This is a genomic window from Paraburkholderia sp. BR10923 (assembly GCF_040948765.1).
GTDB classification, from domain to species: domain Bacteria; phylum Pseudomonadota; class Gammaproteobacteria; order Burkholderiales; family Burkholderiaceae; genus Paraburkholderia; species Paraburkholderia youngii.
Window position 1 is genome coordinate 1 of the sequence record NZ_JBFPKO010000059.1, and the last position, 14186, is coordinate 14186.

9 protein-coding genes and 3 pseudogenes are annotated in these 14186 nt (G+C 60.1%); 6 read left to right on the plus strand and 6 right to left on the minus strand.

Annotation, left to right across the window (positions count from 1 at the left end; genetic code table 11):
- Window positions 1–106: 106 nt before the first annotated feature.
- Window positions 107–283 carry a hypothetical protein gene (locus AB3X94_RS40060; protein ID WP_368594342.1) on the minus strand — a complete coding sequence of 59 codons (177 nt, stop codon included), beginning with the start codon at window positions 281–283 and terminating at the stop codon, window positions 107–109.
- A gap of 503 nt (window positions 284–786) precedes the next feature.
- Between AB3X94_RS40060 and AB3X94_RS40065 the strand changes: the two are divergent.
- Window positions 787–3776 (plus strand): annotated as a pseudogene (locus tag AB3X94_RS40065) (Tn3 family transposase).
- 101 nt (window positions 3777–3877) lie between these two features.
- Window positions 3878–4588 carry a UPF0149 family protein gene (locus tag AB3X94_RS40070; protein ID WP_368614355.1) on the plus strand — a complete coding sequence of 237 codons (711 nt, stop codon included), beginning with the start codon at window positions 3878–3880 and terminating at the stop codon, window positions 4586–4588.
- Here the strand turns inward: AB3X94_RS40070 and AB3X94_RS40075 are convergent.
- Window positions 4569–4757: a hypothetical protein gene (locus AB3X94_RS40075; RefSeq protein WP_246392543.1), complete on the minus strand. Its 189-nt coding sequence runs from the start codon at window positions 4755–4757 to the stop codon at window positions 4569–4571. The two genes, AB3X94_RS40070 and AB3X94_RS40075, sit on opposite strands and share 20 nt — an antisense overlap.
- Between AB3X94_RS40075 and AB3X94_RS40080 the strand changes: the two genes are divergently transcribed.
- The 3 genes and pseudogenes from AB3X94_RS40080 (at window position 4756) to AB3X94_RS40090 (ending at window position 6698) form a co-directional block, all read left to right on the plus strand.
- On the plus strand, window positions 4756–4917 hold the full coding sequence (locus tag AB3X94_RS40080; protein WP_246392542.1) for a hypothetical protein: 162 nt from the start codon (window positions 4756–4758) through the stop codon (window positions 4915–4917). The genes AB3X94_RS40075 and AB3X94_RS40080 overlap by 2 nt on opposite strands.
- A gap of 21 nt (window positions 4918–4938) precedes the next feature.
- Complete coding sequence (locus AB3X94_RS40085) at window positions 4939–5457, plus strand: DUF6398 domain-containing protein (RefSeq protein WP_368594146.1); 519 nt, start codon at window positions 4939–4941, stop codon at window positions 5455–5457.
- 215 nt (window positions 5458–5672) lie between these two features.
- A pseudogene (locus AB3X94_RS40090) lies at window positions 5673–6698 on the plus strand (IS110 family transposase).
- Between the two features lie 674 nt (window positions 6699–7372).
- Here AB3X94_RS40090 and AB3X94_RS40095 read toward each other — a convergent pair.
- Window positions 7373–8821: a sigma-54 interaction domain-containing protein gene (locus tag AB3X94_RS40095; RefSeq protein WP_368594145.1), complete on the minus strand. Its 1449-nt coding sequence runs from the start codon at window positions 8819–8821 to the stop codon at window positions 7373–7375.
- A 464-nt stretch (window positions 8822–9285) separates the two neighbouring features.
- Between AB3X94_RS40095 and AB3X94_RS40100 the strand changes: the two genes are divergently transcribed.
- Window positions 9286–10752: a PHB depolymerase family esterase gene (locus tag AB3X94_RS40100; protein WP_217710342.1), complete on the plus strand. Its 1467-nt coding sequence runs from the start codon at window positions 9286–9288 to the stop codon at window positions 10750–10752.
- 981 nt (window positions 10753–11733) lie between these two features.
- Here AB3X94_RS40100 and AB3X94_RS40105 read toward each other — a convergent pair.
- The 3 genes and pseudogenes from AB3X94_RS40105 to AB3X94_RS40115 all read right to left on the minus strand — a co-directional run bounded on the left by AB3X94_RS40105 (window position 11734) and on the right by AB3X94_RS40115 (window position 13778).
- Complete coding sequence (locus AB3X94_RS40105; protein WP_176112328.1) at window positions 11734–11967, minus strand: hypothetical protein; 234 nt, start codon at window positions 11965–11967, stop codon at window positions 11734–11736.
- Between the two features lie 157 nt (window positions 11968–12124).
- On the minus strand, window positions 12125–12430 hold the full coding sequence (locus tag AB3X94_RS40110; protein ID WP_368594144.1) for a hypothetical protein: 306 nt from the start codon (window positions 12428–12430) through the stop codon (window positions 12125–12127).
- Window positions 12431–12446: 16 nt separating this feature from the next.
- Window positions 12447–13778: pseudogene (locus AB3X94_RS40115) on the minus strand (tetratricopeptide repeat protein).
- Window positions 13779–14186 lie beyond the last annotated feature (408 nt).

Consider the following 14186-nt stretch of genomic DNA (forward strand, 5'->3'; position numbering starts at 1 on the left):
CCATAGCCACCGACACTGGAGCGGCTTAGCTCAAGGAATTTTTAGCAGGGCAGAAACGGCTCGTTTGCGGAGCCCTTATCCTGCTCACTGCGCCGTTTCCGCCCTGCTAAAAATCCTCTGGATTATCCGAGCCGATCGCAACGGCAATTACGCCCGCCGCTGAGATCGCGTTTTCTTTGAAAAAATCCGCAACTTTTTCGGCTAGTGCGTAGGTTTCTTCTGTGGGACCTGGATAGTTGCCATAATATTTTTTGGTTAGTTCTATTGCTGTTTTGAAGCTCATATCCTTCTCCCCGAGAGCAGTGACAGGGGCAATGATTCAAGATAGCACATCTTTGAAGACCTGCTGGTTCTTGAGTGCCGACGATCGGCTGGAAGCGGATGAGACTTGCCCGCCGACCAAGCGCGACGATCGTCACGGGCGTGTCCTCTCAACCTTCACCGATGCTCACGAGCGGCGCATAGTGCGATCTGAGAGGCCGACTTTTCGGCTGCCGGTCCGGTTGCGCAGGAAAGGGAGTTTTTCAACGCATTACGAGTGGATCTGTCATACGCTGGGCGCATCCATCGACAGCATGTCGACTTTGCTGACGTTCAGTGAACGACAGTGGTGATGCGCTATGGGTTGGCCACGCGATACCAAACAATTTCACCACAACTTGCTATCGCCATAAGAAGGATTATGACGATAGAACGAATTACACTGCGCTTTCCTGAACCGTCAATCCGGTGGAATCAGTGCCGCAAACCCTGTCGGCACCATCCCCGCCCCTTGCCGAGCCAACCATGCCACGACGTTCCATTCTCTCGCCTGCCGAGCGCGACAGTCTCTTCTCGTTTCCGGAGAGCCATGATGAGATCATCCGCCACTACACATTCAACGAAGCGGAACTCTCGCTGATCGGCCAGCACCGGGGCGCGGCCAACCGTCTGGGTTTCGCCGTCCAACTCTGCTGCATGCGCTATCCGGGGATTATCCTAGGCGCAGGCGTCGAACCGCCGCCTGCGCTGCTGGAGTACGTTGCCGGGCAGCTCAGCATAGAACCGATGCTCTGGAAAGAGTATGCAAGGCGGGACCAGACGCGTCGCGAACATCTGCTCGAACTGCAGGCCGCGCTGCAGTTGCGATTGCTCACAGTGCGTGACTACCGTCCGGCCGTGCAGGCCCTTGTTGATCTGGCGATGCAGACCGACAAAGGCCTGGTGCTCGCGCAGGCGCTGGTCGGATACCTGCGCCAACAGGCAATCCTGCTGCCCGGCGCGAACGTGATTGAGCGGATCTGCGCGGAGGCCGTCACCCGCGCGACCCGCCGCATCTACGATGTTCTTACGTTATCACTGTCGGATGAGCACCGGACAAGACTCGACCAGCTATTGACGCGCCGTGATGACGGCCGCATGACATGGCTCGCATGGCTGCGGCTGCCGCCGGGGAAGGCGAGTTCACGCCAGATGCTCAAGCATATCGACCGCCTCAAAATCCTCCACGCCATTGACCTGCCCGCGGGCCTCGACCGGATGGTGCACCGGAACCGTCTGCTCAAGATCGCCCGCGAAGGCGCGCAGATGACGCCGGCCGACCTGGCCAGATTCGAAAAGCAACGCCGTCATGCCACCCTGGTGGCCATCGTGATCGAAGCTACGGCGACGGTCACTGACGAGATCGTTGATCTGCACGACCGCATCATCGGACGGCTCTTCAATGCCGCGAAAAAGAAGCATCAGGAGCAGTTTCATCGTTCGGGAAAAGCCATCAACGACAAGGTGAGACTGTACGGGAAGCTGGGCCGGGCTCTGCTGGAAGCCAAGGAAAACGGCGGCGACGCGTTCGAGGCGATCGAATCCGTCATGTCGTGGGAGGCGTTCACGAAAAGCGTCAGCGAAGCCGAGCAGCTTGCCCAGCCCGAAGCGTTCGATTTTCTGCATCAGATCGAGGATCATTATGCGACACTGCGCCGGTACGTCCCGGCCTTCCTGGACATCCTGAAACTACGTGCCGCTCCTGCGGCGACGGATGTGCTTGACGCCGTCGATACGATCCGCGCCATGGACAACGACGGAGTGCGAAAAATGCCTGCTGACGCGCCCACCGCCTTCGTCAAGCCACGCTGGAAACCACTCGTGATGCCCGGCAGCGGTATCGATCGCCGTTACTACGAACTGTGCGCGCTCGCCGCGCTGAGGAACGCGCTACGCTCAGGCGACATCTGGGTGCAGGGCTCACGCCAGTTCCGGGACTTTGACGACTACCTGCTGCCGACAGAGAATTTCCAAGCGATCATGCAGGGCAATGTCTTGCCGCTGCCGATCATCGCTGATTGCGACCGTTACCTGAAGGAGCGGCGGCAGTTGCTAGAGCAGCGACTGGCAACCGTCAACCGCCTCGCCGCCGATAACGGGCTGCCCGATGCGATCATCACGGAATCGGGCCTGAAAATGACGCCGCTCGATGCCGCGGTACCCGAGGCGGCCCAGGCACTCATTGACCAGACATCGGTCATGCTGCCGCGCGTGAAAATCACCGAGTTGCTGATGGAGGTTGATGCGTGGACCGATTTCACCCGCCACTTTACGCACCTGAAGACCGGTGAGACAGCGAAAGACAAGACTCTGCTGCTCACGACGCTCCTGGCCGACGCGATCAACCTCGGACTGACGAAGATGGCGGAGGCCTGCCCCGGTACCACCTACGCGAAACTGTCGTGGCTGCAGGCGTGGCACATCCGGACGAAACCTACTCACAGGCGCTGGCTGAACTCGTCAACGCATAGTTCGCCCATCCGTTCGCCGCCCACTGGGGCGACGGAAGCACCTCGTCATCCGATGGGCAGCGCTTCCGTGCGGGCAGCAAGGCCGAGAGCACGGGACACGTGAATCCGAAATACGGCGCCGAGCCCGGACGCATGTTCTACACGCACATCTCCGACCAGTACGCGCCGTTCTATCCGAACCTCGTGAACGTCGGTGTGCGCGATTCGACCTATGTACTCGACGGACTGCTGTATCACGAGTCAGATCTGCGCATCCAGGAACATTACACTGACACCAACGGATTTACCGATCACGTCTTTGCGCTGATGCATCTGCTTGGTTTCCGGTTTGCGCCACGGATCCGTGATCTCAGCGATATGAAGCTGTATGTGCCAGGCAATCCCGAGGATTATCCTGCGCTTGCCTCAATGATCGGCGACACGTACAACGAAAAGCACATCCGGAGGAACTGGGACGAGGTTCTCCGTCTGGCGACGTCGATCCGGCAGGGCACCGTCACGGCTTCGCTGATGCTGCGCAAGCTTGGCAGCTATCCGCGACAGAACGGACTCGCTGTCGCACTGCGGGAAATCGGCCGCATCGAGCGCACGCTCTTTATTCTCGACTGGCTTCAGAACGTCGAACTGCGCCGACGCGTTCATGCCGGCTTGAACAAGGGCGAGGCCCGCAATGCGCTTGCGCGCTCGGTGTTCTTCTACCGCCTCGGTGAAATCCGCGATCGTAGCTTTGAGGCGCAGCGTTATCGCGCCAGCGGTCTGAATCTGGTCACCGCCGCGATCGTGCTGTGGAACACCGTCTACCTCGAGCGGGCTGTACAGACCATGCACGCCCGTGGTGTACCGGCCGACGCTACGCTGCTGCCGTATCTGTCACCGCTTGGCTGGGAACACATCAACCTGATGGGCGACTATGTCTGGCAACAAGATCGCAAGCTTCAGGCCGGCAAGTTCAGGGCGCTGCGGCCGCTGCCGGGGACAGAGCCGCGCATTCGGCGCCCCTCGTGAACTGCCACAGGGGCGATCGATCCTGCCGCCATACCCGACGAGCTCAACATCGTATAATCATCGGCTATAGCCGCCTCGACCTCGCGAAGAGAAAATCTGCCGTGAATAACCTGACGTCCCAACAACCGCTTGCCGACGACGATTTCGCCCGTCTCGCCGGGTTTCTCGACTCCATCGGCGATGCAGCGATGAACATCGAAACGCTCGACGGCTATTTCGTCGCGTTGATTTGCGGGCCAGACATCGTGTTTCCCAGCGAGTATCTGCCGCAGATCTGGGGGGAAGATTTTTCGTTTGAAAGTGACGGACAGGCCACAGAAATCGTCGAGCTGCTCATGCGTCACTGGAACACGATCAGCACGGAATTGCAGCAAACGCTGCATGAGCCGAATGTGTACCTGCCTGTGTTGCTCGAGCGAGAGGATGGTGTTGCCCCGGCCAACGACTGGGCACACGGCTTCATGCGCGGCGTACAGATGGGTCCCGCGAGCTGGGGTGAGCTGATCCATGACGAGGACCACGGTGGACCGATGATCCCGATCATGATGCTGCATCATGAGCACAATCCCGACCCGCAGATGCGGCCACCACAGATCCCGGCAGAAAAGCGCGAGGAACTGCTGGAAACGATGATCGCCGGACTGACCCATATCTACCGTTACTTCGAGCCGCATCGGCGGGCACTGGCGCACATCCCGGCGCGTATGCCCATGCGCCGAGAAGAACCGAAGATCGGGCGCAACGAGCCGTGCCCGTGCGGTAGTGGCCACAAGTACAAGCATTGCTGCATGGCTAGTTCGCCGTTTCACTGATCAGGCAGCACAGCAACGGAGACACGCAATGCCCCAGATTCCAGATGATGCAGATCTTCCCCTGAACGCCAACGGCCCAGCGTACACGTCGCGACAGGATCGTGACGGCATACCGCTGTCGTATGTCGGCGAGAAACTTGGGCTTGCCATCGAGGATCTGCATCGCCATGCCCGACGCTGTCAGGGGGAACGTGATGATTTGCGCTGCACCATGTATCACCTTCTCGTGGCATACCTGGGACTACGGCAGCAGCGAGAAACTGGACACGTGGCTGCGCCTGATCGAGCGGGAGGGCGATGTTCTTGGGCTCGCCGAACTGGGCAACTGACGCATACGGATCGCGAATCCCATGAAGCCAACCTTTCGCGGCGAGCGGGTGCCAGCCGCCATGCAAGACCGGTATGACGAGATCATTGCGCTTACCGACGCCTTTTGTGCGCAACACCTGACGGATGAATACCGCGACCTCTGCCGACGTCTCGTTGCCACCCTGTGCCGCAAGCGGCCATCGCCACTGGTTACCGGTCCTGCGCGCTCCTGGGCCTGCGGCGTGGCCTACGCGATCGGGAGAGTCAACTTCCTTTTCGACAAGTCCCAGAAACCCCACATGCGCGCCGATGCACTGTGCCAGCATTTCGGGCTAAGCGCCCAGACCGGTTCGGCCCGCTCAGGAGCAATTCTGAACCTTCTGAAGGTCGGCCAGCTCGATCCTCGCTGGTCACTTCCCAGTCAGCTCGACAGAAATCCGCTCGTCTGGCTTATCGAAATCAATGGCATGATCGTCGACGCGCGCCGCATCCCGCGCAATTTGCAGGAAGAAGCCTTCCGGCTGGGTGTCATCCCGTTCGTTACAGGCGAAGAACGCTAGTTCGCGCGAAATCCCGAGCCCCGTTTGTACTTCACTTGCGACGCTGCGACGTAGCAATTTCCCTTTGCGCTTGGTCGGGTTCGCCGCCCCTGGCTCAGACTAAACGAATGAAAGGGACTTCCCCGTCCCGAGGCTGCGGCGGAAGCCGCGAATCGGCATCAACGTGCCATGATGAAGTTCTCGACCTTCATCAACACCAACAAGAGGGGAAGTCCATGTCTATTGTGACCATCGGAATCGACCTTGCCAAGAATGTCTTCGCCGTCCACGGCGTGAACGAAGCCGGCAAACCAACGCTGGTCAAGCCGCGGGTCTCACGGGATCAGCTGGTGACCTTGATCGCGCAATTACCGCCGTGTCTGATCGGCATGGAAGCGTGTTCCGGTGCACATCATTGGGCCCGCGCGTTCCAGCAGCACGGCCATACTGTCAAACTGATGGCACCCAAACTCGTTGCGCCTTATCGCATGTCGGGCAAGCGCGGCAAGAATGACGCAGCGGATGCTGCTGCGATCTACGAAGCGGTGACGCGACCGAGCATGCGTTTCGTGCCGCTGAAAGACGAACATCAACAGGCGACGCTTTGCCTGCACCGAACCCGGCAGGGGTTCGTCGAAGAGCGGACTGCGATCTACAACCGGATGCGCGGGCTGCTTGCCGAATTCGGCGTCGTACTGCCGCAGAGCCCGGAGCGCTTGCGACGAGAGATCACGCCCCATCTGGATGCGTTGCCGGGCTGGGCACGACGTTGCATCAGCGATTTGCTCGAGCACGCCGGCAACGTTGAGGACCGGCTCGTGGAATACGACCGCGCGATCGGCGAAATCGCACGCAACGACGGTCGCAGCTAGCGACTCATGCAACTACGCGGCATTGGTCCGACCACCGCGAGCGCACTGCTCGCAAGCATCGGTGCCGGGCGTGATTTCAGGAATGGCCGCCAGGTTGCAGCCTGGCTCGGACTCACGCCGGGTCAATACAGCAGTGGCGGCAAAGCGCGGCTTGGCGGCATCACCAAGGCGGGCGACGCTTACCTTCGCTATCTGCTGGTGAACGGTGCGCGCGCAGTTATCGCGAATCTCGGTGAGAAGCAGGACCGCATCAGCCGGTGGGTGCGAACCCTTGTTGAGCGCCGCGGATATTGGCGTGCTGCCGTCGCGATTGCCGCGAAGAACGCGAGGATGGCGTGGGCGATGCTGAAATACGGCGATGATTTCCAGCACGAGCCGGTTGCTGCGTAAAGGGTGTAGCGCCCAAACTGATACCCCCTCGCCACCACGGATGCCAGCAATGATTGGATAAAGATCACTTTGCACTGCCAGCGGTGATGTGAAGCGGGTTGGACCCGCGCGGGGCATGCCTGACAAAGCACGGGGGATTTTCTTTCCCGATAAACGAGCGAGGCCCCCGCGCGCGTCTTTCATCAGGGTCTAGGCCATTGGCCTAACATGACCGGTTGTAGTGCCGCAGTCCTTCACCTTCTCACGCGCACCGACGGCCTTGCAGTCAGAAAGACAAAAACCACGCTTGATACTTGCGATGAGCGGGGAAGCCCTTGTAGTGCTTTATTTTCCGTTTCCTGAAGCGACCCCAAGGATGGCGTTGCAGGGCGGTCGCCGGACCGTGGATCATGCGCGTCTCCGTTCGCCGCATTGTTTGTGTTGGACTTCGTTGGCGAGCGATTTCCCATTGTCCGAACCATGATGCAACGCCGGTCGGCGTTTATGGCGGCAGACCGCTCTGCGAGCGCAAGTCTCGTAAAGCGGAACCCGGGCGTCTCCGGCAGGAGACGCCCTCTCCACGAATGGACGCACATGGCTCGGGAAATCGCCGATGCATGACATCGCGACGTGCGTTGGGAGCTTCACTGGAATGGCTCGGCAGGCACGCACGGAGCGGCTAGCGTCGATCGACGTCAGATCCCGAGCGCGGCCATTTTCTTGTAGAAGGTCGCGCGTCCGATCCCGATCCGTGCGGCCGCCTTTGATACGCATCCGCCCTCGGATCGCAGTGCGGCACCGAGAAACCGTTTCTCGAACATCCGCATCGCGTTCTCGTAACTTGCTTCATTGATATCCGCGTCACGGGCCTCACCGTGTTCGCGGGCAAATTCTGGATCGGAGAGCGTCGCGTCGATGTCGTTGACGAACGCAACCAGCAAGTTGGCGTCGATGCACTGGTGATCAGAAAATATCACGGCCCGCTCGAGCGTATTGCGCAATTCACGCACATTGCCCGGCCACGCGTGCTCACGAAGCAATTGTAGTGCATCTTCACTGAGTTCTGGGCGGCCGATATGGTGGTGTGCCACCAACTCATCGAGGATCATGTCCGAAAGTGCGGCGATATCGTGCGCACGCTTTCTCAACGGCGGTGTTCGGATGACGAGCACGTTAAGCCGATAGTAGAGGTCGGCGCGGAAGCGGCGGGCGGCGACGAGCTCGGGAAGCGCGACGGAAGTCGCTGCAATGATTCTCGCATTGGTCGCTACCACGCGATTCGAGCCAAGCGGCTCGAATTCCTTTTCCTGCAGCACGCGTAGGAGCTTGCTCTGGAGCGAAAGCGGCATGTCTCCGATCTCATCCAGGAAAAGCGAGCCGTCGCTAGCCAGTTCGAACTTACCCAAGCGGCCCTTGCGATCGGCGCCGGTGTACGCGCCTGCGGCGGCGCCGAACAGCTCGACTTCGAGCAGCGAATCGGGAATTGCCGCGACATTCACGGCGACAAATGGCTTGTCGGCGCGTGCCGATTCCCCATGTATCGCGTGCGCGATCAATTCCTTACCGGTACCCGTTTCACCGAGTAAAAGGACGGGAAAATCGACCTGGGCTGCGCGTAGCGCGAGGCGCTTCACTTCCATGCTGGCAGGGCTCGTGCCGACGAAATTCGACAGGCTATATCGGGCCCGTCGTGTGTGTGCTAACGCGTGTCGCGTCGCGATGAGCTCTGCTTGCAAGCGCGAGTACCGGCTAAAGAGCGGTGTGAGTGCTTTCAATTTTCCAAAGAGGGCAAAGCCGATGGCGCCTATGGTGGCGCCGTTGTCATCCTTCAGTGGCAATCTCGTCACAATGAAAGGTTCGCGCTCGGTTTCAAGTATGTCGAGCAGAATGGGCTTTCCTGTTTTGACGACTTCTCGCATGAGGCTGTTTGGGACAACGGTCTCGCAATCGAGACCAATTGCAATCTTGGGATCGGCAAAGCCGAAGTGAGCAGCATATTTCTCACTGATCCAGACGACTTTGGCCTGTCGGTCGACGATCAGGGTGCCCTCGCTTGAATTTATGAGGGTGTCGAAGAGCGAACTCACTGCGCGCCCCCAGACATAGCTGTAGTCGCTCAGGATTGTGCCGACCTCGGTTGCCATTCGGATCTTCTCCTCGTGTGACAGCGCCGCCCGGTCCAGTTTGCTATGAACCGTCTCGGACCAGAGACGAAGGCGAGCAGTGTCTCAAGTTGTGGATCCGTGCGGGAGTGGGATTTCCCCTACCAATGCAGTTCCGTGGCTGGTGCTAGCGCATTTCCGGAAATGAAGTGTGGATTCCTCAATGTCGGACTGAATAGGGGTGGCGGAAAAGGAAGGGACGCGCCGTGCCCGACGGTTAGTGGCTGCGCTGGCGCGATGCCGTATCCACAATGGGCATGGATGCTGCTTGTGGTTCGCGGCGGTGCCAGGGGCGGCGGTTCTGTCCGTTTGCCTCTCGACGAAGATGGCGAATTGTCACTTCGCATCGCGAACCAATCATCCCATCGAGTCTAAATAGACCAACACGTCCCGGGGGGCTTGCCTCTCGACAGCAGAGCAGTATCAATACAACTAAAGGAGACGTTATGCAACCGCTCTCACGACCCCAAAGACGATGGATTGTTGGCTTCTTCGTCGCGCTGGCGACGACTCCAGCGTTGGCCGCGGTCACGCCCGGACCCGGAACCTGGAGTGGGCAGCAGATCTGGGCCACAGATTCGGTGAATGGGGGCAACCTGACCGGCTATTACTATTGGCCGGCGAGCCAGCCCACCACTCCCAATGGCCAGCGGGCGCTGATACTGGTGCTGCACGGTTGCCTGCAGACCGCGTCCGGCGACGTGATCAACAGCAGCAGTGCGGCCGGTTTCAACTGGAAAGCAATTGCAGATCAGTACGGCGCGATCATTCTGGCGCCGAACGCAACCGGCAACGTTTATAGCAACCACTGCTGGGATTATGCGAACACGTCCCCGAGCCGCAGTACCGGGCATGTCGGCGTGCTGCTGGATCTAGTGAACCGCTTTGTTTCCAATTCGCAGTACGCGATCGACCCCAATCAGGTGTACGTCGCGGGCCTCTCCTCGGGCGGTGGCATGACGATGGTGCTGGGTTGCATTGCCCCCGACATCTTCGCCGGAATCGGTATCAATGCCGGGCCGCCGCCTGGAACGACCACGGCGCAGATCGGTGATGTGCCAAGCGGCTATACGGCTACGACCGCGGCGAACCAGTGCAGGGCATGGGCAGGATCGAACGTCGGCAAATTCTCAACGCAGATCGCCGGCGCGGTCTGGGGGACATCGGATTACACGGTCGCGCAGGCGTACGGCCCACTCGACACTGCCACTTTTCGAATCCTCTACGGCGGCACCTTTACCCAAGGGGCGAAGGTGACGATTCCGGGCGGCGGAACGAACACGCCGTATTCCGACAGCAGCGGAAAGGTTCGGACGCACGAGATCTCAGTTTCCGGCATGTCGCACGCATGGCCGGCCGGAACCGGCGGCAACAACGCGAACTACGTGGATGCAACCCACATCAACTATCCGGCATTCCTGATGGACTATTGGGCCAGGAATAACCTCCGCGCGGTGTCGGGGCCTGCACCGTCAGGCTCTGCACCGAGCGGCCTCGCAGTGTCGGGGACAACACAGACGACCGTTTCTCTCTCGTGGAATGCCGTTGCAAATGCCACCAGCTACAACGTCTATCGCAACGGAAGCAAGGTGGGCTCGTCCGCATCTGCCAGCTATACCGATTCAGGGTTGATCGCTGGGACGACCTATTCCTACACCGTGACCGAAATCGATCCAAATGCGGGTGAGAGCGCCCAATCGTCGTCAGTCTCGGCGACGACGCAATCGAGCTTCGTGTGCACCGAGACGACGGCCACTAACTATGCACATGTACAAGCGAGCCGTGCGCATGATTCCGGCGGCACGGCCTATGCGAACGGGTCGAACCAGAGTATGGGGCTGGACAACGTCTTTTATTCGAACACGCTGGCGCAGACGTCTGCCGGATACTATGTCATCGGCAATTGTCCGTAATACGGGACGCGTTTGATGAACGCCTGAACGGACATCCTGTCCGTTCAGGCAAACCTAACGATGGTTGTCTCCGACATGGTGGCCGCGTTTTTCGTTCGACCGATACAGACGTCGCCGTGAGCCGCGATCACGCTTGCCGATATCGACTCCAAACAACCGAGGACGGTACACAAGTCCCGTCTACCTTTGCTAAGCGGGGAGAGTGCGTATTTCGGCGAAGCCAAACACGGATTTCGGTCAAAGTCAAACTGGATTTCCGGAGGAAAGTGAATAGCCGTTTCGCTTGAAGTCGAACGGTTTCGAGGGATTCCACGATCAGTGAAAGGCGCTCCGAGACCGCCGTTCACCTCACCGAAATGCATGTTCGATACGAAAGGCGCGGTTTCGTTCAGCGGTACTGCGGACGGCTCCATCGGCCGTCGGTTATGGTGGCTACTTTTTGGGGACACCGACGACGCCGGCGCACCGGATGACCATTCGCAAAATGAAAGATTTGCTTCGCCTGAAAATGGACCTGCAATCTGTCTCACCGGTAGGTCAGGGCCAGATGAGATGTCAAAGCAATTCTGAAATCTATGGCCTGCCCGAATTTTGCTACCTCTGCTTTTGACTCCCCGTGGGTTGCACAAAATCTATCCGGAATCGCTGTTCCTCGATAGCAACCGAACCGGTCGATCCTCAAAAATGTCCGCAGCTACGGCGAGCTGTCCGACTTGTCGGCTTTTCGTCCGGTCGCTGCGGCGTCGGATCGGGTTCCCAGCGGTCACAAAACCTCGTTGCATGTCCAGATACCACTAGTGCACATGTCGCCACTTTTGCACTGCAAAGGTAACGCGACGCTACACCGCTCCGCATGGAGCTCAATGCGCCAATGCCGGTCACGGCGAGTCGCATCGCCGAAACACTGATCCCCGGAAAGCCGGTTGCCAACGACGTGTGGGAAATGAGCAGCGGCACCTCAGTCCAGAACGCGTAGAGCTCTCACATATGCCCGAAATAGCCCAGCGTCGCGGCCCAGAACCCACCGATGCGAAACGCGCCGAGCACAGAGGGCGGCGATGCCGCCGGTGTATCCATCTTGCCTGCCGAGCCGCTCGACACGACCGAGTGCGGTCCATCGTCAAGCACGCCGACAATGGCGGCCCCACCGACAGCAAGCAGCGAGGAAGCGGAAATGATCAGTTGCCGTGGGAAGACCGTGCCAAGCACGCGCATCACATGCTCGCAGCGCACTGCCGAGAATCAGCAATTCCGACTAGCTGGGCGAGCGCCTGCCCGGTGCGATCGGTTGCCCAGCCGATGATCAGCTTCGTCCCCATCGGGTAGATGCAGGCGAGGCAGATTCCGACGCCAAAGCGTAACAGCGCAGCACTCACGAGATCCATCGCCAGCCACGCGAAGCCCAGGTTGAACAATGCTCCGGCGAGCGCGCTGCAAACGAAAATTCGGCTCGCGCGATCCGATCGACGGCGCCGCTCAGCGAAACGACGCAGGTGCCGAGGATGAACCCAAGTTGCATCGCGCTCGTCAGCCGGCCGATGTCGGCCGCGCTGATGTGCCAGATGTTCACCAGGTTTCCGGCAGTACTATTCGCGCTGAACCACAGTGCCGGGCCGAACAGTGGCGCGATCGAGATCTCGGCGACCGGACCTATCCCGTCGACGACCAGCTTTCGCATTCCAGCCGTCATCTCATCAATTCGTCAGCGACGTCTGGGGACTGAGCAGCTGATCGAGCCAGCGCGTGTCGCGCGGAGAAGGGCGACGCTGCAGCCGTTCGTTGAGGATCGCGTGAGCCTTCGCGGCTTCGCATCAATGCAACCAGCAGCATGTCTTCGACGATTTCGCGCTGCGCGCCGCTTCCGCCGATCCGCACTACCTCTCGCGCAACCGGCGCCAGGATCTCCGCGGCAAGCGCGTACTGTTCTTCAGCAAAGGCCAACGACGCGCGGCAGATCGCCGGTACCACCGGGCCAGCCGGAAGCTTTCCGTCCTCGATGAGCTTGTGGAGGACAGCAACCCGTTGCTCGACAGCCTCGCCGTTGCCGCTCGCCGCGGCTACCAGCGCCATATGGAAGTCAACGAACGGCAAGCCCGCGTCCTGGAAGTAATTCGACGCGTATTTCGCCGCGTCGTCCCACATTCCCGCCGGAACTGTGTGGCCGTACGCAGGCAGGCGCCATAGAAACGACGAAGTGTCGCTAACAATATTGATCGGTGTGCCCTGCGACGAGGCCGGCGCGACATGGTCGTTATAGACCGCGAGGGCGCGCTCGATGTCCCCGTGCTCGAGCGCGATGAGCGCGCTATGCCATGCGATGTGGCCGTGCAGCACGCCCGTTTTGTCGTACTCGGGGAGCCGGCCGGTGATGAACTCCTGCGCCTCTTCGTTTGCACCGGACTCGTACAACACGTGTGCGACCGCGTGCGCCGCATTCACATTGTGTCGCCGCAATTGCAGCGCGCGTTGCGTCAGCGTGCGTCCGAGCCGAAGGTTGCCGTTTTCGCCGTGTGCCCGGCCGCGATAGGTGAGGAACCACCAGTCGTCGGCATCGAAGTGTTTGGCATGACGCTCGCACAGGTCGACGCGCGCTGATCGTGGTCGGCCATTTCGGAGAAGGCGAAAAGGCCGAACGCGCCGAGCGGCATCGACAGGATGAGGATGTCGCGCGGCCAGCGGTCCGTGTGCACCAGCACCGCCGCGAGCGCCTTGGCCGACTGTCCATGAATGGCGAGCGACAGCGCGTCAACGTGGGTGCGCTCGCGCTCGGCCCCGTTTCTAGCGACGAGATCGAGCGCCTTGACAATCTTTGCGCGAGCTTCGGACGGCTGTGCGCTGATCGCATGCAGGCGTGCTCGTGCGGCATGCGCGAGGGCGAAATCCGGGTCGGCGGCGATCGCCTCGTCCAGTGCTTCCCCGGCGCCCGGCCACAACGACAGCAGCAGATCGACACCGGTTCGGTATCGCTCTGCAGCGAGGTCGGAAGTCGTTGAAAGCGGCAGGTCGTAGCGGTCAAGGCGGCCCATAAATCGGATACTCCAGAAATTCGTTGGCAATGGCTCGGCTATCGTCTGCGGCCGGCCGCGTAGCGGTTCAGTACGTGGGACATTCATTAAACACGGTTTCTGCGTGGCCGTATTTCGACTACTTGTCACCATGTGTCGATTATCTGCCAACATCTCGGGCACGCGGTATGAACTGGAAAATAATCGAGGCTCCGGTCGACGCCAGGCCGCCAGCGCGGCTCAGGGTCCGCGCGCAGTTCATCCGGCGCGTCACTTTTTCCCCGAGCTCTCTCATCGCTGGCATTAGGGCTACGCTGAACAAGCAGCTGAATTTGCGACGTGTCGGCGATGTAGAGGTGTTCAGGTCGTGAAGCCGACGGTCATCCTTTGGTTTTTGGCCCTTGCGGGCATTGCACGCGGGCGTTTGCC

Excerpts from the sequence above, each read along its gene's own strand:
- AB3X94_RS40060 (WP_368594342.1), bottom strand. The coding sequence starts at position 283 with ATGAGCTTCAAAACAGCAATAGAACTAACCAAAAAATATTATGGCAAC.
- AB3X94_RS40080 (WP_246392542.1), top strand. The coding sequence starts at position 4,756 with ATGCCCGACGCTGTCAGGGGGAACGTGATGATTTGCGCTGCACCATGT.
- AB3X94_RS40075 (WP_246392543.1), bottom strand. The coding sequence starts at position 4,757 with ATGGCGATGCAGATCCTCGATGGCAAGCCCAAGTTTCTCGCCGACATA.
- AB3X94_RS40085 (WP_368594146.1), top strand. The coding sequence starts at position 4,939 with ATGAAGCCAACCTTTCGCGGCGAGCGGGTGCCAGCCGCCATGCAAGAC.
- AB3X94_RS40095 (WP_368594145.1), bottom strand. The coding sequence starts at position 8,821 with ATGGCAACCGAGGTCGGCACAATCCTGAGCGACTACAGCTATGTCTGG.
- AB3X94_RS40100 (WP_217710342.1), top strand. The coding sequence starts at position 9,286 with ATGCAACCGCTCTCACGACCCCAAAGACGATGGATTGTTGGCTTCTTC.
- AB3X94_RS40105 (WP_176112328.1), bottom strand. The coding sequence starts at position 11,967 with ATGCGCGTGCTTGGCACGGTCTTCCCACGGCAACTGATCATTTCCGCT.
- AB3X94_RS40110 (WP_368594144.1), bottom strand. The coding sequence starts at position 12,430 with ATGCGAAAGCTGGTCGTCGACGGGATAGGTCCGGTCGCCGAGATCTCG.